Here is a 20,378-nt window from a genome sequence, read left to right as displayed (position 1 = left end):
TCGTTAGGGCAGTAAAACATTCGAAGGAGTCCAAATGATAGACGAGTTCATTAACACATACTCCGATGACCAGATTTATCTGGAACTTATCGAAAAATTAGTAAATGACCACCCTGTTGAAAGCAACGTTTCCGATAGCATCAAGTACTCGTCTTTTTGCCGTTTGTGGATAGTCATGATGGTTGGCAGTATCGAGATGATCATAAAAAAATGGGCTAACCCAGAACCCATGATGTTTGATATAGCGTCATATTTCGAAAACGGCTCCAATGAAGAGCGATTAGAACGGCTTTTCAAGGTATTTGAAATTCGTGGGTTAAAGCCTGATCGGGAATGCTTCGATGATTATTTAGCTTGTAAATATATCCGAAACGCATACGTTCATGGTGAATGGAATGAAAATCAACGAAATTATGTAGCTGAGAAGGGATTGCCTTCGACTACGATGAGTTTTACTCCAGAGCATTATGAACGAGTAAAAAAGTCCTACTATCACCTAATGAATGGTCTGGGTATGGCGAATGCCATGAACAGCCTGATCAAGTCAAAAAGCGGTGGATAGCCCTAACAATCACAGGCACGGTGAAGTCTTTTCTATTGCGGCTTCGCCTCCATTCCAAAGCCGCGCATGCTGCGGGCGTTATGCAGTGCCAAAGTATCGAGCGGCTTTCAATTTCAGTAGAAGGACTGGTTAATGCGAATTACATTGTTTGAGAACATCCGTTCTTTTTTTGCCAAAGATCGTGCGGTGTATCTTTTTGGTGTGATCACTGACAATGAGAAGCAATTAAAAAAGATGGATTGTTGGGATCTTGCTAAAGTAATTGAACAGGAGTCCCAAGCCCGAGGAAACGCTGTAAAACGGATCGTTGCCGAGCATATGCTTCAAGTGCGATTAGCACGAATACAGACTAACGCAACATATGTTGGCGCTGTTGCCGCTATATTTGGGGCAGTTTTTGGTTCCATAGTCACCTATTGGTTGAAATGAACCGTATAACAAGCGCCATCAAAAACGCGACCGTTGGGCGCTCGACTCGCAACAAGTTGCTCGCGTTTGTGGCGGGCGTCATGTTGTAATGGAGTAGATGGCATGGAGTTTCAGACGATCCCGATTATGCGGATTTTCGACGAAGATAAAGCCAAAGAGTTTTACTTTGGCTTTCTCGGTATGGAATTAGATTGGGAGCATCGCTTTGAGGATGGCTACCCAATTTACATGCAAGTATCGCTTGGCGATTTTGTCTTACACCTAAGTGAGCATTCTGATGATTGTACGCCAGGCAGCAAGGTTTTCGTTAATGTCAGCCATCTTGATCAACTTTTTGCGCAAGTTACTGCAAAGCCTTACAAATACAACAAACCAAGCATTGAAGAAGCCCCTTGGGGTGCAAGGTGTTTTACCGTAACAGATCCGTTTTCAAACAGGATATTGTTTAAAGATCCCCCAGGGTCAAATCTTGACTTCAGATATCAAAGATCTAGATTTATAATTTACTAATCATTAAGTGAGTAACGATGTCTAGATCACTGCGAATAAAATATGAGAATGCGTCCTATGATGTACTGAATCGTGGAATAGGGCGTGAGAATACCTTTTTGAGCGATGACGACTTTAAGTATTTTTTATACTGCGTTGAGCAAGCGAGCCTTCGCTTTAATATTGAAATGCTTCGAATTTGCTTGATGTCTGAGGTCAAGATTTGACCCCGTTGATTCTCCTCGGTGGCGTGGCGCCTGAGCGCAACATCAGTTGTGGTCAATTAGTGTTGGCTATGGTGCTAAACGGCCTAGGTTTCACTGGCCGCACACTGCATATGTACAGCGAGTATTTTCAAGGCAAGCCGCTTGATAGATTAATTGGTGAAGGCGTAAAGTCCGAGCACATCAACGACGATGCGCTTGGTCGCTGTTTAGACACCTTATATGAATACGGCGTATCGAAGCTGTATCAGCAATTGGGTGAGGCGGTGGTAGAGAAATTAGGGTTACAAACCGAAGCTTTACACCTTGATTCAACAAGCTTTCATTACGATGGCAAGGCGACAAGCGAGCCTGATGATGGTGAACCAAAATCTATCCGTATCGCTAAAGGTTATTCGCGCGACCATCGCCCTGAGCTCAACCAAGTGATACTCAATCTTATCTGTGAGAACCAATCCGGCATACCGGTTTATATGAAGCCTGCCAGTGGCAACAGTAATGACATGGAAGGCTTTAAACAGATTGTAAAAGCGCATATTGGCAGTTTAAAAGCCGCGCAAGCCAGTCGCTATTTGGTGGCCGATGCCGCCTTGTATGTGCAAGAAACCATTAAAGATTTACATACTCAAGGCCAACTGTTCATTACGCGGGTACCGCAAACCCTCAAAGAAGCCAAAAGCCTCGTTAAGCAAGCGCCTAACTTGAGGATCTCTCAGGGTCAAATCTTGACTTCAGATATCAAAGGTCTAGATTTATAATTTACTAATCATTAAGTGAGTAACGATGTCTAGATCACTGCGAATAAAATATGAGAATGCGTCCTATGATGTACTGAATCGTGGAATAGGGCGTGAGAATACCTTTTTGAGCGATGACGACTTTAAGTATTTTTTATACTGCGTTGAGCAAGCGAGCCTTCGCTTTAATATTGAAATGCTTCGAATTTGCTTGATGTCTAATGTCAAGATTTGACCCCGTTGGTTTGGACCCCGTTGGTTTGTGACCCCGTTGGTTTGACCCCGTTGGTTTTCACTTAAAGCTGGCAACAAGAAATACTTCCAAACAGGAAGTGTGGCTGGAATTCAGGCAAAGCATGAACGTAAATTACGTATGCAACTTACAGCAATAGATACCGCGCAAGTAATTGATGATATCAATTTACCCGGTTTTAAATTGCATGCTCTAAAAGGGGAGCGTGACGGGATTTGGTCTATTACTGTAAATGGTAATTGGCGCATTACTTTCGAATTTATCGATGGAAATGCTTTTATTCTCAATTATGAGGACTATCACTAATGACTATGTATAACCCACCACACCCAGGCGAGTTTATTTATGATGTTTACCTTGAACCTGCCGGCTTTAGTTGTCGTTACTTAGCTAAACAGTTAGATGTTGCTTCATCGACTCTAAATCGAGTTCTTAAAGGTCAAAGTGCGATATCACCTGAAATGGCACTTCGCTTGTCTAAAGCAATCGGTAGAACACCAGAGAGCTGGTTATCAATGCAAGATAACTATGATCTTTGGCACGCTAAACAACAAATCAATTTAACAAATGTCCACCCAGTAAACTTTGCAGTGGCATAAAATATATAATCGGGTGGCCGGAGGTCTCCTCCAGCCCTCACACTACTCATTATGCGCTTTATATTAGTAGGAAATGCAAGGTACAGGTGGAGTCCGTAAGCTAAGATGGGCAAAAGAGGGCGGTGGAAAAAGTGGGGGTGTGAGAGTCATTTATTACTACCACAGTGAAGAAATACCACTGTTTATGCTTTCTCTCTTTGGTAAAAATGAGAAAGCAAATCTATCTAAAGCTGAATGTAATGTTCTTAGTAAACTAACCAAAATACTTGCAGACAGTAACAGGAGGCAATCATGACTAATGCATTTGAAAGTATCCAACAAGATCTAATGGAAGCCATTGATTTTGCCGAAGGTGATACTAAGGGGGCGACTGTCCATAAGTTTGACCCTGTTGACGTAAAAGCTGTGCGTAATAATGTTGCAATGACACAAGCTGAATTTGCATCTACTTTTGGTATCAGCCTTGGCACATTGCGTCACTGGGAACGTGGAGACAGAACTCCAAGAGGTCCTGCATTGGTGCTACTGAATGTGCTCGCTAAAGATCCTCAAGCGGTGATCAGGGCTCTTGCGTAACCAAACACATAATAAAGCGTTTAAGACAGATTCCCAACGTGTGGCATTCTTTCATTCCATTATTGGGTTTTGTGGTATGGTTAGGTTTTGTTGAGGCGCTGCTCGGGGTAACCACACTAAATAAGCGCTCCCCTTTAACTTACTAGATTATATTGAATTAGTAGACTGGAGCGGCCGCCATATAGATCCAAAGAAAAAGGGGCATATCAGCAAAGCTTACGCCAAGAGTGCTCCCCAGTTTAAATATAGAAGAGGCGCAATGGCTTGAATCAATTCAATGTTTCAGGCAGCACGCCGCCAGCAACGATGTAAAATGGTATAAAGGTGCAGGTTAGCAGCGCTTTTCATCAGTACATCAGTAATTAAAAATAGATTCTTCAACAAAATTAATCACCTAGCTTCCCTTAACTCTGCCTAAAACTCTTTCAAACAATTAAAGTATAAATACTGTAACAAACCGTGTGTAAAAATAATGGTCTGGTTTATCACATTGAAAGAAGTACTTAATTTTTTTACAAAAATATATGCCTGTTCTTTTATTTTTCTAGTCTGGCGTTAGTTGTAACCTCAAATTTATGTGATACTATTGTGATACATTACTTAATGTTTAGATAGGATCTCTCATGAGAGTTGAACTTGTTACAACACTTAAACGTCAAGCCACTAAAATTTTAGCGGAGCTTCATATATCTAAAGAGCCAGTGTTAATTACTGAACATGGTCAACCATCTGCGTATTTAGTCGATGTTGAAGATTATGAATTTATGCAGCAACGAATGGCAATTCTTGAAGGCGTTGCTCGCGGTGAACAAGCAATTAAAAATGACCATACATTTTCAAATCAAGAAGCAAAAGAGAAAATGAGTAAATGGCTGAAATAGTATGGACATCACCAGCTCTTGATGATTTAAAAGATATAGCAGAATATATTGCTTTAAGTAACTTTTCTGCGGCTAAGAACCTGACTCAAAAAATATTTGATAAAATATCTAGGTTAGAAGACCATCCTGAGTCAGGCAAAAGGCCAAAAGAGTTAATTAACTTAAGTTATCGTGAAGTTACTATTAATCCTTGTCGAATTTTTTATAAAATAGATAGCGACAAAATTTATATTTTGCATGTAATGCGGCAAGAACGAGATCTTCGTAGATTTATTCTGAAGAGTTAAATATGGCCAATTATTGCGACATAGTTAATTTGGCTACCCATTAAGCATTTTTATTAAAAACTTCTTCTAATGTTAAACTAACTAGAATTTAGCAACCTAAGTAACTGCGAAAAACTACGGCATAGTTTTAACACCCCACTTAAATTTCAAATATTGCTTAAGGCAAGCTCTTTCATGCGTGTAACTCAGGAATGAGTGATTATGAACTGTCCCCCTAGGGGATTAAAAGGCTGTTTAAAAATGCAAAGCAATGACGATCTATGGCGTAATAAAATACAACAAATGCATCAACACGTTTTATCAGTATTTTTGCCATAAACGACCCAAACAAGCACAAAGTATTGAGTGTATTAAAGCGATCAATAAAGGCGGTGAGTTTGCCTTGGTGTTTAAAAATTTTTCAAAACAGAGGGATATCCAAGCAACTGCCGATAATATAAAGGCCAAATTAATTATTTTGGCACGAACTATGAAATCAGGGCTAAAATTAACAGTCAAACGGCCTGTTTTAATATAAAATACGGCAAATTTTTATCACTAGGTTTATTACTATGGCTATTCACGTTATTTCTCACCCCCTTGTTCAGCATAAGTTAGGTTTAATGCGCGCGCATGGAATTAGCACGAAAAGTTTTCGAGAGTTGTGTTCAGAAGTTGGCACATTATTAACTTACGAAGCCACTAAAAACCTAGAATTAGAAGATAACGAAATTACAGGTTGGGACGGTAATAAACTTAAAGTTGAGCATATTAAGGGTAAAAAAATTACCGTTGTGCCTATTTTACGAGCAGGCCTCGGCATGATGGAGGGTGTAATGTCATTACTGCCAGCGGCTAAAGTAAGTGTAGTGGGTTTAGAGCGTAACGAAGAAACACTTGAGCCGGTACCTTATTTTGAAAAGCTAGTGGGTAATATTGATGAGCGTTTGAGCTTAGTGATTGACCCGATGCTGGCAACCGGTGGTTCTATGATCGCCACCATTGATATGCTTAAAAAAGCAGGCTGTAAAGACATTAAAGTAATCGTACTGGTTGCTGCACCTGAAGGCGTTGAAAAAACATTAGCTGCTCACCCAGATGTAGAGATTTTTACTGCCTCAGTTGATAGCCATTTAAATGAAAAAGGCTACATAATCCCAGGGCTTGGGGATGCAGGTGATAAAATTTTCGGTACGGTTTACTAAGGTTTAGCAGTGCAAAATAATTCTACGTTTTCAATAAAAACTATTTTAACGGGTGCCCAAATGCTATTTGTAGCATTTGGAGCGCTGGTACTAGTGCCCATTTTAACGGGTCTCGATCCAAGTGTTGCACTATTTACCGCCGGTTTAGGCACCTTGTTGTTTCAATTTGTGACTAAAGGCCAAGTGCCTATTTTTTTAGCGTCGTCATTTGCGTTTATTGCCCCCATTATTGCCTCAGTGCAAATGTGGGGTATACCGGCCACTATGGGCGGCTTAATGGCGGCGGGCTTTACTTATATGCTGTTGAGTTTATTGGTGAAGTTTAAAGGCACCAACACCTTACATAAAATTTTGCCGCCAATTGTAGTAGGGCCCGTCATTATGGTGATTGGCCTTGCTTTAGCACCTGCTGCGGTTAATATGGCGATGGGTAAAAGTGGCGATGGTGGCACACAAATTATTGCCTACGACAGTGCCATTATTATCTCAATGCTCTCATTGTTGGTTACTTTGGTGTTTGCTGTGTGGGGTAAAGGGGTATTTAAACTCATACCTATTTTAGCCGGTGTTGTGGCGGGTTACACGCTGTCATTATTTATGGGTGTAGTGCAGTTTGAAACAGTCAGTAATGCACAGTGGTTGGCAGTGCCTAACTTTGTACTGCCAGAGTTTAAATGGCAAGCCATTTTGTTTATGGTGCCGGTAGCCATTGCGCCCGCTATTGAACACATTGGCGACATGATGGCCATTAGCCAAGTTACAAAAAAAGACTATTTGAAAAAGCCCGGGCTACATCGCACTTTATTGGGTGATGGGTTAGCCACGTCTGCTGCGTCTCTGTTTGGCGGCCCACCTAATACCACTTACTCAGAGGTAACCGGTGCGGTAATGCTCACTAAAAACTTTAACCCTAAAGTGATGATGTGGACTGCCATTATTGCAATTTGTTTAGCGTTTGTGGCTAAAATGGGCGCGGGTTTACAAACTATTCCGGTGCCTGTGATGGGCGGAATCATGATTCTATTATTTGGCTCTATTGCCGTTATTGGTTTAAACACCTTAGTTAAGTCGGGCGATGACTTAAGCGAGCCGCGCAACTTAAGTATTGTGGCACTTATTTTAATTTGCGGTATTGGTGGTATGCATATAGGTAGCAGTCAGTTTAGCCTAGAGGGGGTAAGCTTATGCGCTATTTTAGGCATTGTTTTAAATTTAGTTTTACCTAAAGTTCAGAGCAACGAAAGTTAACGTTGCACTGCGGTTAAAAATTTTGCACCAAAAAAGCGCATTTTAAATGCGCTTTTTTTTCAAGCTACTAAAAAGTAACAATAAATATTATTGGTCTGGTAACTGCATTTTCTTAGTCATACCCTATAGTTGAACCAAGGACTGTTATATTGGAGGCCAAGAGTGTGGATATAAATATATTAGCGAGCAGTATTTTTCTGTGATTGCTCAGGATATTTTAACTAGTAAAAAAAATGTGCCTGTATTTGTGGCCATTAATGGCTGCCAAGGCTCAGGAAAAACCACATTAGCTGACTATTTAGTAACGTGGTTTGAGCAAAACACCCACCTAAACTGTGTCGCACTTTCTATTGATGACTTTTATTTATCGACTAGGTTAATACACTGCATATCATTCCTTTTAATTAGTGTATTTTATAAGTCCCATTTTTTAGTCTAGTTGCTCCTATCTCACTGAATCATGTTATGTTAATTATTGAAATAATAGATTTACAATTTTATCAGTAATCATTATCATTACCATTATCATTAAATTTGGGGGGTGTGATGAAAAAAACAACTATTTTAACTACATTTTATTTTGCTTTTTTGCCTGTATCAGTATTTGCAGCAGATGTTGAAACACAATTAATACAGTTACAAAAACAATTGGCTGAGCAACAGCAAGCAATTATGGCATTAAAGGATCAATTAAAAAAACAGCAAGCAGTTGAGGAGATAGCAGTTATCAAGCCTCAACCGCAGGCTATGCCTTTAGCAACTGAACACCAACAAGCTTCATCACTTACCTTTAAAAGTTATGGCACTTTAGCTTATCGTAGTGATGAAATATTCGACAACATTCAAGACATATCACCAGATCGTCGAGCCACAACCGACTTAGAGCGTGTAGTAACTGAATTTGAATATCAAATTAATAAAAATTGGCAAATAGAATTCGAAATTGAGTATGAACACGGTGGCACAGGCACAACGCTTGAATACGATGGTTTTGAAGAGTTTGGTGAATTTGAAAGTGAAGTAGAAGCAGGTGGTGAAGTCATTGTCGAAAAACTGCAGGTAAAATATGAGTTTAACCCGAATGTGCAGGTTAAATTTGGTCATATATACGTACCTGTTGGCTTAGGAACAGATTTAAACAAACCAGATCAATACTTTACTACGTCACGCCATTGGAGTGAAGCGAGTATGATCCCGCAAGTATGGCATGAAACTGGGGTTAACTTGATCACCAACTGGCAAGATTTTACGTTGCAGACGATGTTAAGTACTGGTTTAAACTCAGAATATTTTCGCACCACAAACTGGATTGCTGGTGGCGCGCAACAACGTTTTGAAACTAACACTGCCGATGATTTAGCGCTTACTTTACGTCTTGATTATGGCGATGTTAAAAAAGGTAAAGGCGTAGGTATCAGTTATTACAACAGCGATACAAGTGGAAACCGCCGCAACCAAGGCAAGTTAAATGTTGATGGGAATGTCTCTATTTTAGGTGTTCATGGCGCGTGGGAATATCAAGATTTCACATTACGCGGGCAATACTTATACGGTGAGCTTGAAGATTCTGTTGCTATTACCAATGCGAATAAAACCACGCCAGGTCTTCGTCCTGGTAGTTTTTCTCAGCTTGGTAGTAAGTCAGAGTCTGCATTTTTTGAAGCAGCGTATAACACACAGCATATGTTTAACTTGTCTGGTCCGCTGTATGTATTTACCTCATTCGATTATGCAAACCCATTACTAGAAGTTGCTAAAGGCACGCCGATTGATCGCTTTGACATTAGCGAGTTTAGTATGGGTATTAACTACTTACCAAATAAAAATTTAATTTTAAAATTCCAAGGTGGCCAACGTCAATATGCGCAAAGCAACATTGATAACACCACTCATTTTAGCGCGTCTATCGGCTATATATTCTCAACTACTTTATAGGATTTACAGGATGAAAACGGTACTTAATAGCATTACAGCAATAATTTTAGCATCTACACTCGCTGCATGTGGTTCATCATCATCTGATGATTCAGGTTCTACCACGCCACCACCAGTAGCATCAACGAAATTTACGTATGATGCGACTGATTTAATTAAAAATGTGACATCAGAAGTTATCGTTGATGGCTATGAAATGCTTGACACACGGGCTGATGATTTGTACGTAGCAACACAAGATTTATTAAATAACCGAACTCAGGCTTCACTTGACAAGGCACAGCAAGCATGGAAAAACGCTCGGGTGTATTGGGAGCAAGGTGAATCACATATATTTGGCCCTGTAGACAGTTTATCAATTGATCCGCATTTAGATACATGGCCACTAAACACCACAGATTTAAACACGTTGCTTGCCAGCGATACTGTATTTACTGCAGACACCATTAAAGGCTTAGATGATGGCGTGCAAGGTTTTCATACTATGGAGTTTTTATTGTTTGGTGATGGCATTGCTGACAACGAAAAAGCCATTGCTGAAATGACAGTACGTGAAATTGAATATTTAATTGCCTGCGCTGAAGTGTTTGTATTTTACACAGATAGCCTTTCAAGTGCATGGACAGTATCTGCTGATGGTGATAAAGAGCCAGCTTATGAAGATTACCTTTTAACTCCGGGTAACGACAAATATGCCTCAAATTTAGGTGTGGTTGAAGAATTAGTAAATGGTTTGATTGGTATTGTAGATGAGGTAGGGAATGGCAAAATTGCAGAACCATTCAATACCACAAAAGATAATGCGGATACATCTAAAGTAGAGTCGCAGTATAGCTGGAATTCATTAACAGACTTTAGCGATAACATAAAAGGTGTTCAAAACGTTTATTTAGGTACGTTTGCAAACGAAAATGATAGCCCAGGTCTTAAAGCATTAATTGAAGCGGGGGATGCAACACTTGCAGCTAAAGTTGAAACGCAGATCAGCGCAGCAATTACTGCTATTGAAGCAATCGCGGGTGAAAATAACATGCCATTTCGTCAAGCAATTAAAGATGACGATGCGCGAGTAAGAGTTCAGGCTGCCATTGATAGCTTAGGTGAGTTACAAAAATCACTTGAAGAAGAAGTTGTTCCATTACTTAAAAAATGGGACGTATAACTGTATAAATAAATGAAGAGGGAAGCAAATGCTTCCCTTTTTCTCTTAACATTAAAAAGAAACCGTCATGATAAAAGCAATTAAGCCATATACATCTTTATTTTTCAGTTTAGCAATGCTGAGCGGGTGTGGTGGAGGTGGCAGTAGCAGTGATACAAATACTAACCCTAACCCAGTAACCCCACCAATAGTTGAAGAGTTACCTTCGTACATAGATGTCAGTGCACTTGCTGGTGATGCAACAACGTATGATACAAATAATTCTGGGCATGGTTTTTCAACACCTATGCCAAATTTGTCAGAAACTGAGCTTAATTTACATCTTGATGGAGATGCTGATTTTGAAACAGCATTTACCACAGCCCCTAATGACACGCATCCTGATTTAGATGGTGTGGGTCCCGTTTTTAATAATAACAATTGTAATGGTTGTCACCAACGAGATGGCCGTCCAAGTACCGTATTGCCAAGTACCCCCGATGGCAGAATTAAATTAAGCAGCGATGCTGGAATATTTTTACGTGTAAGCTTAGCTGATGGTGTGTGCGTTCAGCCAAATAGTACCAATGATTATTGTAAAAATACACCAGTCCCAGGCTTTGGCGATCAACTGTTTCATCGTGGTGTATTACAAGCGCGAGAAGATTGGCAACAAAATCACTTTGGTGGCCAAGCAGATGTTTACTTAAGTTATAAATACACTGAGTTCGCATACCCTGATGGGCATACGGTTACTTTAAAGCAGCCAATTTTTGAGGTTGATAATGCATGGGATTCGCCAAGTAATTATTCATTGAGCGAATTAGCCAGTAGTGATGTTCAGTTTAGTGCACGCAATGGTATGCCGGTATTTGGTCTTGGCTTATTAGAGGCGATAACAGATGAAGATATTTTGGCATTAGAAGATCCAACAGACAGCAATAATGATGGCATCAAAGGTCAAGCCAATTGGGTATTTGATGCAGTAAAAGCTCAACAAGGAATAAATAATCCTGTGTCATTAGGGCGCTTTGGTTGGAAAGCCAGCACCCCATCGGTACGTCAACAGTCATTGGCAGCATTACGTGGAGATATGGGAGTAACAAATTCATTATTTACACAAGAAAGTATTGCAAACACCTTAATGCATGACAGTTACCTATCACGTACTAACTATCAAGATACAGGCACAGATGCACAAGGTTTACCGGAAGCAAGTGATGAGTTTTCAAATGCGGTGGTTTTTTACGCACAAACACTAGCAGTACCTGCAAGACGCGATATAAGTAATCAAGATGTGAGAGCTGGCGCTAAGCTTTTTTCTGAGATCAACTGCAATGGCTGTCACACACCAAGCTTTACGACCTCTACACAAAGTGATCTTATGCTCGGCGGTGTAAAAGCACCTGAAGGTATTAAAGGACAAGTTATTTGGCCATTTACGGATATGCTTTTACACGATATGGGTGAGGAACTAGCTGATAATCGCCGTGACTTTTTAGCGTCTGGCAGACAATGGAAAACGAGGCCTTTGTGGGGTATTGGTTTGACTAAAACAGTTAACCCTAGCGCTGGTTTTTTACATGATGGCCGAGCCGCAAGCTTAGAAGAAGCAATTTTGTGGCACGGTGGTGAAGCACATACAAGTAAAAAAATGTTTACTGAATTACCAAGTTATAAACGCCAGCAAGTTATTACTTTCTTACAATCATTATAAGCGCTTATTTTTATCATAATCAATAAGGTTGTAAAGGGGGTTTACGGTTACAAAAAATACTATTTTTATTGTAACTCTTTATGCTTTAGTCGATTTTGAGATAACTTGGGTATAGATAGTCTTTGCCTTGCCTAAAAATCAAACATACTATTGTAAAATTAATAATATAAAGTTAGTAAGCTTTAATGACTAGGTAAAACAAGCATATAAAAACCCTGTATAAATACAAAGTTTAGGAACATAGCCCGTATTGTGTTATAAAATGCTTAATTTGGAGAGTATGCAGTAACTAAATTTAGGATTAATAAATGAAAACACTCTTATGGTTGGTTGTATTACTATTTAGTCAAGCAGTTACTGCCAATGAAGATGTTGATCTTGAAGTTAATATGAAAAATACAGGGCTTGCTTACAAACAAGCTGTTAACGCGGCGTCATTGGCAGAGTTTAACACGTCTATTAATCAATTTATAAACTTGGTTGAGGTGAGTAAAGGGGCTAAATTTTATAAAGAAGCTGAAAAATCAGTGCAAGGACTCGATAAAGTGCTTATTCAAGCCCAATTAGCAAAAAAAGCAGCCAATGAGCAGGGGCTTGAAGCTGCAAAAATACCGCTTAAAGCCATCGACGAATTACGCAAAAAATATCACAAATTACATGAGCCTCCAGGCTTTTTTGAATTATTGTTCGGAAAATAAGGATCAGCAATGGAAATTTCAGTTTCAATGTTAGACGGTCAAAAGCTAAGTGCTAAATTTGGTGAGCATGAAGTTATTAGCGATCAAAGTATAAACGCGGGTGGTGATGCAGAACACCCCGAACCATTTGACTATTTTTTAGTAAGCATGGTTTTGTGCGCTGGTTTTTATGCACGTAAATTTTGCCAGCAAAGAGAGATCTCGACACAAGGGATGACACTGACACAAAATAACGAAAATGTAGATGAAAACGGTAAAAAACGTTTTTCTATCGAAATTGGATTGCCTGAAGGTTTTCCCGATAAATATAAAAAAGCACTTATAGCAGCAGTAAATACGTGTACTGTTAAAAAAGTAATTCAAGCAGTGCCTGAGTTTTCTGTTGAAGTGAAGTAAGCCTTCAATTAATGAAACACGTTTAATAGTGCCGAGTAATTATACACTCGGCATTATTGTTTTAACTTTCTACTTTTTTTTCATACCCTGTACGGCTTTAAATCTAGGGTTATCTTTACATATCACGAACACACGTCCTTTACGTTTAACAATTTGACAACCAGGTCGTTGTTTTGCACTTTTTAATGAGCTTAATACTTTCATTTATTTTCCTTTTTAGCTGTAGATAGGTTTTTAAAACGACGATTAAATTGTGCAATGCGGCCATCAGTGGCAAGCGTTTTTTGTTTTCCTGTATAAAATGGATGTGAGTCACTTGATACATCAATAGGTACATACGGGTATGTTTTACCCTCTATTTCTACAGTGCGGTTGGTTTTGATGGTTGAACCTATAATGAAATATGAATCGGCTGCCGTATCATGAAAAGCAACTACTTGGTAATCGGGATGAATATTTGGTTTCATTAAACACCTTAAATGCTATGTGATAGTATAACATTTAATTTAGCGCATTTATTTTCCCTTTGCAAATCATTTTAAATAGCCTTAACTCTGGTTACATAGTTTTTATAGCACCGTGATTGCTGCGTATTTGCACAATCTAGTCAAAAAATAAGCACTTAGATCAAAAGTACTGGCTATTAGTATTTAGGCTGCTATAACTAGACTCAACAAACATAATAATAAAAATTTAATTACGTAGAATAGAGGTAGTTTATGAGTGACGCTCAACCGAAACAGGACCAAATCGACCAAGGAGTCATGGATATGCTCAAAGAGCGCGATCACCGAGCATTGGCAAGTCAAGTTGATTCACTAGGGTATTCTCATAACGACATCATTGAACTACTTGCTCACTATTTAGCATTAAGCGAACAAGAAGATGATGAGTTATTTGACGATTGGTTTGACTCTCTTTTAAAAGAACAACAAACCGTATTAAAAGTATTTGAAGTATATCGTGGGCAGTACGAGCACCAAAACTAGCTTAGTGGCCTGTTGTTAGGTTTAAAATTAACCACACAATCAGCGGGCTTATTAATAAATGCATCAATAAAGAATGACTAAAACCACGATGATAGGTAAACGCTTCTACACTGCCACCGTAAGGTAAAAATACATCTAAATCAGGTAAAGTGCCTAAAATAGCGCCCCATGCAACGGCTTTTCTGCCTACTTTATTGCCCAGTACCGCATAGCCTACGGCACTGCCTAATGCCACTTGTGTTAAAGAGTCCATATTAACCCGTCTAAAAAATGCAACTGCAGTGTTTATACTGAGCTTAACCTTAAAACCGTCATTATTATCAGCATAACATGATGCCGTAAGTTGTAACTGATATAAACAGATTCAATGCTAACCAATTGTTTACAAATTTCTTATGATTAAAATGCACTACAATATGATATTTGTTGGTTTATGAAACGATAAATGTCGTAGATTAAATTGTTATGTGCTTTTGTGCTCAAAACTGAGTATGGTTTTGCAAATCAATTAGCTAACAGTGTAAACTCAATCAAAATTACTATTGTTAGGATTTTAATGGCATTCTCAGAGTTTGAATTAAAAAGATATGGAAAGGTAATCGAGGATTTTTTAGTCGTTCATCGTCCACCTGTTGAACTGAGAGCGCAAGTTGATATCTCTTATCGTTTTGATAGGCAAAGTATTGAAATCTTTGAGCTTAGACCTGCGTGGAATGATCCTACTCAAATAACTGAATGCTCAATTGCAAAAGCAACGTACGTTAAATCTAAAAATAAGTGGAAAATTTACTGGATGAAATCTGATTTTAAATGGCATAGCTATGAACCAGTACCATCAGTAAAGGAATTATCTTCTTTTACACAAACAGTTGCTGCCGATGAATACAGCTGTTTTTGGAGTTAAAAATAAAACATTAAATAAACAAGACACCCATTTTGATTTTTTTGTTGCCATATACAGACTTGAAGCTAACTAATTGTTTACATATGTTTCTTTGATTATAAATATAATGGAATATAGGGGCGTTTTTTGGTTTATAAACCGAAAGTGTTGTAGATAAAATTGTTATATGTACAAGGAGAGTTCTGTTGATGCGTCATATATTTTTACTATTGATAATACCTTTTTATTTTTTGCCGAATTTAACCTTCCTTTGCAAAAAAACTAATTGAAATGGAGAGCCAAGATCAACATATTCGGAACAAAATAGGAGAGTCAGGGTGGCAAAACCCACCTAAAGAACTCCTAGAAAAAAATGGTAAAAATAGATAAAAGTAATATAGCAAAACTTAAAGCTATCATTAAAAAGTATTCATGGGTATCGAAAGATTTAGTTGGGGTTGGGGTTGGGGGTGTTGGAGCAGCATTTTTAGTCATACAGCATTCACCTGATGTTTTATTTAAAGAAAAAATGCTTCCTTATTTAAAACAACTATATCTGAAAAGTGAAGGGGTTAGCGGACAACAAGTGGCTCTATTAACTGATAGAGTTCTAATTGGACAAGGAAAGAAACAAATCTATTGAATTAAAGAGCACCCTGAAATAGATTTGAATTGATGTACATATAAAAGCTGTCAAACAAGGACAAAAACAGTTGGCTTTTGCGCCTTCGTAGCCATTTAGCCAACAAATTTTCCTGTTAACAGAGGGTTATATTTGAGAAATAAAATGAAAGTCTCTTCAGAAAAAAATAAACAAGGAATTATAAATCTTTGTAAGGTTGCCGAAAAATTGTTGTCCGAAATGGAGATCAATGCTGCGACTAAGTTTGCAGTTAGAACTGTGTTGAGAGAGGCAGTAAACAAATCCTGCCCAAGTTATAAAGGTAATAACAATAAACTAAATGTTAAATTTATAAGCAACGCTGCACAAATTGTGATTAATGAAGAATCGGACGAAAAATTAATATCAGACCATATTTTACCCCTTTCTATTATGCTCTTAAAAATATATCAAGAAAAAATAAAATGCCATAAGTCTTTAGTAGAGCTATGTAAAGATTACTCAGAGATGTGCTTAATCACTAAATCCGAAGATGATTTACTAAGAAATGCAAAGTTGACTAAAGCGATGCCTGAAAAATGGGATGGGAAAAACAAATATGCGAGATATGAGTTTGTTGGAATAAAATTCAATTAATATAACAAGCCAAAGCAATTGTCTGCTGTTTGAAATGTTAAAAAACAACAACACTATAACCAGCTCATTCCCCAGCCAAACACTCCTCTTTATTTAATTGACAAGTCGTATTTTAAAATAAGGGCATCAATATAGCGGCTACGTAATGTGAGTTGCTTTTCGTGATCGGCGCCATGGCTAAGGGCTTTATTTAAAAGCTTCATGGCGGGGTGAATGCGGGTGCGTTCATCTTTATCTAAACTGGCCTTGCTGCGCAGCTCGGTTATATCGTCTACTAATAATCGGCCAATATCCACAGCCACAATTTCATCAATTAAGCCATTTTGGGTGAGCACCCCATATTTGCTGCATAAAAACTGTTGCCATACTTGCTGTAAATGCTCGTCTATTTCACAACCAAACAGCTCTTCGCTAAATATAAAGCCTTGTTGTGCAAGCTTAGCCAAACATTGGGTATAGTGCTGGGCAAAAAAATTAAACGCTTGATTAGATGACTCAATTTTTTGTTTTATTATCCCTTGCCCCCAGTTTACGCAGCCACGCGGATAATAATCATCGTATTCTTCGCATTCATACAAACCTGAATAAGAGCTACAGCTTATTTTATTTTTAATACAATAACTCGGCTTTGGAAAAATGCTCTGTGCTTGCCAATTCTCAAGGGTGTCAGTGTCTATGTTTAGTGCTTGGCATAACTCATCAGTGTGATAAAAATGAGTGCTTAAATAGTCAGATAAACGCATAGCGGCTCGCTTAATAGTAAAAAATAGATACTGTTTATTTATACAGTTATTTATTTTGTATCATCAAACTCAATAACACAAGCCATTTTATAATTAAATACTGGCTATCACTGCAAATAGCGCGGTAAATATGGTACAAATAGAGCAAGTATTAATAACCATGATTTTTTTATGCGCACCCTAGAACAAATTAAACAAGCAAGCCTTATTACTGCAATTAAAACACCTTATTTAGCCAATGGTGAAATCGATCTTGCAAAGTATGATGAACTCGTTGAAATACAAATTGCAGCGGGTGTTGAGGGCATAGTCGTTGGTGGCACAACCGGTGAAGGCCAGTTAATGAACTGGGAAGAGCATTTAATGCTGATTGCGCACAGTGCCAATAAATTTGGCGATAAATTACTGATTGTAGGCAACACCGGCAGTAATAATACGCGCGAAGCAATTAAAGCAACAAAATATGGTTTTGCCAGCGGCATGCATGCCTCATTGCAAATTAACCCATACTACGGGCGTACCTCTATTGCGGGTGTTAAAGAGCACTTTAAACGCGTGCTTGATATTGGCCCGGCGTTTATTTACAACGTAGCAGGGCGCACAGGGCAAGACCTAACGCCAGATATTATTGAACCACTGGCACAGCATGAACACTTTATTGGTGTTAAAGAATGTGGTGGCAATGAGCGTATAGCGCACTATGAACAACAAGGTATTGCGTGTTGGTCTGGTAATGATGACGAAGCACACGATGCACGTCATATTCATAACGCACATGGGGTTATTTCAGTCACCTCTAACCTGATCCCTGGTTTGTTCCGTGAGTTAATGGATAGCAAAAATGATGAGCTTAACAATTCATTACAACCATTAATAAACTGGCTGTTTTGCGAGCCAAACCCCATTGCTATTAACACCGCGTTGATGATGACCGGTGCTGTTAACCCTGTGTTTAGAATGCCTTATGTCCCACTTAGCGATGAGCAACAGCAACAAGGAGAAACGCTCATTAATCAGCTTAATGAACAAGATTTTGTCGGTAGCCGAGCGCAGTGTGTGGATATTAGTCAGGTTTTGATTTTATCGTAAACTGTTAACCCATTTATTGGACGCTAACTATTTTAAAGCAGCCTACACCTAGGCTGCTTTTTATATCACTGCCAATAGTAATTGAGCTTAAGCTGCCACATAGCTGAATTAGCGTGAGCTACGGCCAATCTAATATCAACATCTTGGCTGATAGGCACCGCCAATTCTAATTTAGTGTGTGCTGGGTTTTTAGCATTTACGAAAGATTTTTCATAGGATGCTCTGAGTTTAACACCTGAGCGAGTACCGGTAATAAACCCAACCTCTACCGATGAATCATAAAAGTGGCTGTTTTTAGCTAAGTCGCCTAAATAACCATTTATTAGGCTATAGGCTAAGGTGTTGTTGCTCAATTGCCAAGCTTGTCCGGCTCCCCCCATAATAAAGTTGCGTTTACAGGTTCTGCACAGTGCTGGTTGCCTGTCGAATCCAACATTGATTTTCGATGACCACTTAGATTCATTAGTCCACGGTAACAGGTTAGGATTGAATGACTCCAAATCTAATAAATGAATTTTGTTTATGTAAGTTTCGTCAGCTGTAAACATCAGCTCGGTATCTAACATTTCTAAATTAGAAAATGGAATGCGCGCAACATCAGAGGCAAGGGTATCAAAATAACTCAACCTAAAACCCATAGTGTATTGTGTTTGCTCAGCTGTGTGGATTGCAGAAATTGAGCTGTTAGAGGGCTTTTGGCCTTTATGTGGTGGCTGCTGGGTAAATTGAAATTTTACTTTGTTTTCGCCCATTGGCAGCTTTAAGCGCGCTTTTATAAGCGCATTTTTTAACTCACTTATTTTTACAGGAGTTTGCTTTTGAATTTGTTTCACTTGTACAAGTTCAAATAGGGCGCCAATAATGGCCTTTTGAGACTGTACTGACAAAGTTAAAAACGATTCGCTGATAAGTACTGCTGATTCGGCAAAGATTTGTTTAGCAAAGCTGAGCTCTTTTTCACTTAAAGATTGCACATGCTTTGAAAATACAGTGTCGCGCGAGGGGGTAAATGTGATTTTTTTAACTACGGGTTGCCCTTGATAAGTGGCTGTGTTTAATCTTGAAAAAATAGTGGCTGGCATCACCCAAGGCGGGCTTGATTTGGTTAGCTGATCGCCAATAATCAACTCAATAATTTGCGCAAGATGAAATGCACAGTTTTCATCGGCAAAGTAATAATCAAATTCTGTGCCTAAAATTTCCCATAAGTGATTAGCAATGAAAGCGACATCGCGCTCATTAAGGTTGAGGGTATATTCCCACAAATCTCATAATTCTATTTCGCCGTAATTATGCTGGTGGCGGTAAAATAGTTGGTCTGAAAAACCGGCTGTATAACCACCAAACAAGCCCTTGAGAATATACATCAAGCCGTTTTCATTGTCAGGAACATGTGCGCCATAGTTAATGCTGTAATCTAATAATTTGTTTTTTGATTCGGTTGAGCGGTTAAGTTTAAGTAATAAATGACCATATAACGACGCCGGGTTACTCATATAACCAGAGGCAAATACTAAACTAACAGAGTGAATTGCTTGCTGATCTCGCCATTGTTGTAATTTTGGGCATTGTGCATCAGGGGTTGAAAAGGTTAAACCTTGCTCTTTGAGCCATTGGTAACGCGCAGGGTAGCGACATGGCATTAAGGGCTGGGTATTAAAAGCGTGGATTGTTGCTTTTAACTCGGCAACTGGATCGCCACGCCCGTTATCTGCAATAAAAAATGAATCGTTAGTAATATAACTAATGGTGGTTGGTAGGTTTTTGTAATGCCCTAATTTCAACCATATTGGGTGTTTGGCTAAAACAGAGATAGATTGCGTGGCAAAACTTGAAAAAGAAATGAATAAAAAAAAGCTAATTAAATAAAATAGAGGTTTCATTGTTTAACCAAAAAAAGGGCTGTTAAGCCCTTTAATTATTAGATTGCAGCGCATTGAGATGAAAAGCTAGTTGTAATTTTACCTTCAACTAATTCATAAAATGCAAATAGTTATGTAACATAATGTAAAATAAAAGTGTAAAATTTATAAAATTGCAATAAAGAAGTGAATGAGCGG

24 protein-coding genes and 6 pseudogenes are annotated in these 20,378 nt (G+C 38.7%); 25 read left to right on the top strand and 5 right to left on the bottom strand.

What is annotated here, in order from left to right; translation table 11 throughout:
* The first annotated feature begins 34 nt into the window (after positions 1–34).
* The 19 genes and pseudogenes from AC6H44_RS18880 to AC6H44_RS18790 all read left to right on the top strand — a co-directional run bounded on the left by AC6H44_RS18880 (position 35) and on the right by AC6H44_RS18790 (position 13,356).
* A complete protein-coding gene (locus AC6H44_RS18880) occupies positions 35–562 on the top strand; it encodes a hypothetical protein (RefSeq protein WP_500738804.1) in 528 nt (175 codons plus the stop codon).
* 132 nt (positions 563–694) lie between these two features.
* Positions 695–991 carry a hypothetical protein gene (locus AC6H44_RS18875; protein ID WP_500738802.1) on the top strand — a complete coding sequence of 99 codons (297 nt, stop codon included), beginning with the start codon at positions 695–697 and terminating at the stop codon, positions 989–991.
* A 102-nt stretch (positions 992–1,093) separates the two neighbouring features.
* Positions 1,094–1,501 carry a glyoxalase superfamily protein gene (locus tag AC6H44_RS18870; protein ID WP_500738801.1) on the top strand — a complete coding sequence of 136 codons (408 nt, stop codon included), beginning with the start codon at positions 1,094–1,096 and terminating at the stop codon, positions 1,499–1,501.
* 247 nt (positions 1,502–1,748) lie between these two features.
* Positions 1,749–2,381, top strand: a pseudogene (locus AC6H44_RS18865) (IS1634 family transposase); the annotation flags it as partial.
* A 394-nt stretch (positions 2,382–2,775) separates the two neighbouring features.
* On the top strand, positions 2,776–3,000 hold the full coding sequence (locus tag AC6H44_RS18860; RefSeq protein WP_500738799.1) for a type II toxin-antitoxin system RelE/ParE family toxin: 225 nt from the start codon (positions 2,776–2,778) through the stop codon (positions 2,998–3,000).
* Complete coding sequence (locus AC6H44_RS18855; RefSeq protein WP_500737391.1) at positions 3,000–3,293, top strand: HigA family addiction module antitoxin; 294 nt, start codon at positions 3,000–3,002, stop codon at positions 3,291–3,293. The genes AC6H44_RS18860 and AC6H44_RS18855 overlap by 1 nt, the downstream gene beginning before the upstream one ends.
* Before the next feature lie 73 nt (positions 3,294–3,366).
* Positions 3,367–3,588: pseudogene (locus AC6H44_RS18850) on the top strand (type II toxin-antitoxin system RelE/ParE family toxin); the annotation flags it as partial.
* Positions 3,585–3,869: a NadS family protein gene (gene nadS, locus AC6H44_RS18845; RefSeq protein ID WP_500738798.1), complete on the top strand. Its 285-nt coding sequence runs from the start codon at positions 3,585–3,587 to the stop codon at positions 3,867–3,869. The pseudogene AC6H44_RS18850 and the gene nadS, both read left to right, overlap by 4 nt.
* A 106-nt stretch (positions 3,870–3,975) precedes the next feature.
* Positions 3,976–4,204: pseudogene (locus AC6H44_RS18840) on the top strand (alpha-amylase family glycosyl hydrolase); the annotation flags it as partial.
* A gap of 288 nt (positions 4,205–4,492) precedes the next feature.
* Entirely contained in the window at positions 4,493–4,750 is a 258-nt protein-coding gene (locus AC6H44_RS18835; RefSeq protein WP_500738796.1) for a type II toxin-antitoxin system Phd/YefM family antitoxin, read from the top strand.
* Positions 4,738–5,037: a type II toxin-antitoxin system RelE/ParE family toxin gene (locus AC6H44_RS18830; protein ID WP_500738795.1), complete on the top strand. Its 300-nt coding sequence runs from the start codon at positions 4,738–4,740 to the stop codon at positions 5,035–5,037. Before AC6H44_RS18835 ends, AC6H44_RS18830 begins: the two co-directional genes overlap by 13 nt.
* 551 nt (positions 5,038–5,588) lie before the next feature.
* Complete coding sequence (gene upp, locus AC6H44_RS18825; protein WP_500737384.1) at positions 5,589–6,221, top strand: uracil phosphoribosyltransferase; 633 nt, start codon at positions 5,589–5,591, stop codon at positions 6,219–6,221.
* A gap of 9 nt (positions 6,222–6,230) precedes the next feature.
* Positions 6,231–7,469, top strand: a complete 1,239-nt coding sequence (locus AC6H44_RS18820) for a uracil-xanthine permease family protein (RefSeq protein WP_500738794.1) — start codon at positions 6,231–6,233, stop codon at positions 7,467–7,469.
* 148 nt (positions 7,470–7,617) lie between these two features.
* A pseudogene (locus AC6H44_RS18815) lies at positions 7,618–7,839 on the top strand (HAD-IIB family hydrolase); the annotation flags it as partial.
* Between the two features lie 176 nt (positions 7,840–8,015).
* Positions 8,016–9,404: a hypothetical protein gene (locus tag AC6H44_RS18810; RefSeq protein WP_500738792.1), complete on the top strand. Its 1,389-nt coding sequence runs from the start codon at positions 8,016–8,018 to the stop codon at positions 9,402–9,404.
* A 10-nt stretch (positions 9,405–9,414) separates the two neighbouring features.
* Positions 9,415–10,566, top strand: a complete 1,152-nt coding sequence (locus tag AC6H44_RS18805) for an imelysin family protein (protein ID WP_500738791.1) — start codon at positions 9,415–9,417, stop codon at positions 10,564–10,566.
* Positions 10,567–10,633: 67 nt separating this feature from the next.
* Entirely contained in the window at positions 10,634–12,262 is a 1,629-nt protein-coding gene (locus AC6H44_RS18800) for a di-heme oxidoredictase family protein (RefSeq protein WP_500738789.1), read from the top strand.
* Between the two features lie 308 nt (positions 12,263–12,570).
* Positions 12,571–12,960, top strand: a complete 390-nt coding sequence (locus AC6H44_RS18795) for a cytochrome b562 (protein WP_500738787.1) — start codon at positions 12,571–12,573, stop codon at positions 12,958–12,960.
* A gap of 9 nt (positions 12,961–12,969) precedes the next feature.
* A complete protein-coding gene (locus AC6H44_RS18790) occupies positions 12,970–13,356 on the top strand; it encodes an OsmC family protein (protein ID WP_500738786.1) in 387 nt (128 codons plus the stop codon).
* Between the two features lie 69 nt (positions 13,357–13,425).
* On the opposite strand, the gene ykgO is transcribed toward AC6H44_RS18790, so the two are convergent.
* Positions 13,426–13,560 (bottom strand): type B 50S ribosomal protein L36, encoded by a 135-nt coding sequence (gene ykgO, locus AC6H44_RS18785; protein ID WP_004586489.1) that lies wholly within the window; start codon positions 13,558–13,560, stop codon positions 13,426–13,428.
* Positions 13,557–13,823, bottom strand: coding sequence for a type B 50S ribosomal protein L31 (locus AC6H44_RS18780; protein WP_500738783.1), 267 nt, complete (start codon positions 13,821–13,823; stop codon positions 13,557–13,559). Before AC6H44_RS18780 ends, ykgO begins: the two co-directional genes overlap by 4 nt.
* Before the next feature lie 252 nt (positions 13,824–14,075).
* Between AC6H44_RS18780 and AC6H44_RS18775 the strand changes: the two genes are divergently transcribed.
* Complete coding sequence (locus AC6H44_RS18775) at positions 14,076–14,345, top strand: hypothetical protein (RefSeq protein ID WP_500738782.1); 270 nt, start codon at positions 14,076–14,078, stop codon at positions 14,343–14,345.
* Between the two features lie 7 nt (positions 14,346–14,352).
* Here the strand turns inward: AC6H44_RS18775 and AC6H44_RS18770 are convergent.
* Positions 14,353–14,598: pseudogene (locus AC6H44_RS18770) on the bottom strand (metal-dependent hydrolase); the annotation flags it as partial.
* A 303-nt stretch (positions 14,599–14,901) separates the two neighbouring features.
* Between AC6H44_RS18770 and AC6H44_RS18765 the strand changes: the two are divergent.
* The 4 genes from AC6H44_RS18765 (at position 14,902) to AC6H44_RS18750 (ending at position 16,486) form a co-directional block, all read left to right on the top strand.
* Entirely contained in the window at positions 14,902–15,249 is a 348-nt protein-coding gene (locus tag AC6H44_RS18765) for a DUF3024 domain-containing protein (protein WP_500739145.1), read from the top strand.
* Between the two features lie 270 nt (positions 15,250–15,519).
* Positions 15,520–15,618, top strand: coding sequence for a hypothetical protein (locus AC6H44_RS18760; protein ID WP_500738780.1), 99 nt, complete (start codon positions 15,520–15,522; stop codon positions 15,616–15,618).
* A complete protein-coding gene (locus AC6H44_RS18755; RefSeq protein ID WP_500738778.1) occupies positions 15,602–15,871 on the top strand; it encodes a DUF6624 domain-containing protein in 270 nt (89 codons plus the stop codon). The genes AC6H44_RS18760 and AC6H44_RS18755 overlap by 17 nt, the downstream gene beginning before the upstream one ends.
* Positions 15,872–16,015: 144 nt before the next feature.
* Positions 16,016–16,486 carry a hypothetical protein gene (locus AC6H44_RS18750; protein ID WP_500738777.1) on the top strand — a complete coding sequence of 157 codons (471 nt, stop codon included), beginning with the start codon at positions 16,016–16,018 and terminating at the stop codon, positions 16,484–16,486.
* Positions 16,487–16,575: 89 nt separating this feature from the next.
* On the opposite strand, the gene AC6H44_RS18745 is transcribed toward AC6H44_RS18750, so the two are convergent.
* Positions 16,576–17,229, bottom strand: a complete 654-nt coding sequence (locus AC6H44_RS18745; protein WP_500738775.1) for a DUF6058 family natural product biosynthesis protein — start codon at positions 17,227–17,229, stop codon at positions 16,576–16,578.
* 171 nt (positions 17,230–17,400) lie between these two features.
* Here AC6H44_RS18745 and dapA point away from each other — a divergent pair, with 171 nt between their 5' ends.
* Entirely contained in the window at positions 17,401–18,318 is a 918-nt protein-coding gene (gene dapA / locus AC6H44_RS18740; RefSeq protein ID WP_500738774.1) for a 4-hydroxy-tetrahydrodipicolinate synthase, read from the top strand.
* 65 nt (positions 18,319–18,383) lie between these two features.
* Here dapA and AC6H44_RS18735 read toward each other — a convergent pair.
* Positions 18,384–20,201, bottom strand: a pseudogene (locus tag AC6H44_RS18735) (Lnb N-terminal periplasmic domain-containing protein).
* Positions 20,202–20,378: the final 177 nt, after the last annotated feature.

Source organism: Pseudoalteromonas sp. TAP-3C, from assembly GCF_059888565.1.
Note: the sequence above shows the minus strand (reverse complement) of the source record. Positions and strands in the feature narration are given on the sequence as shown.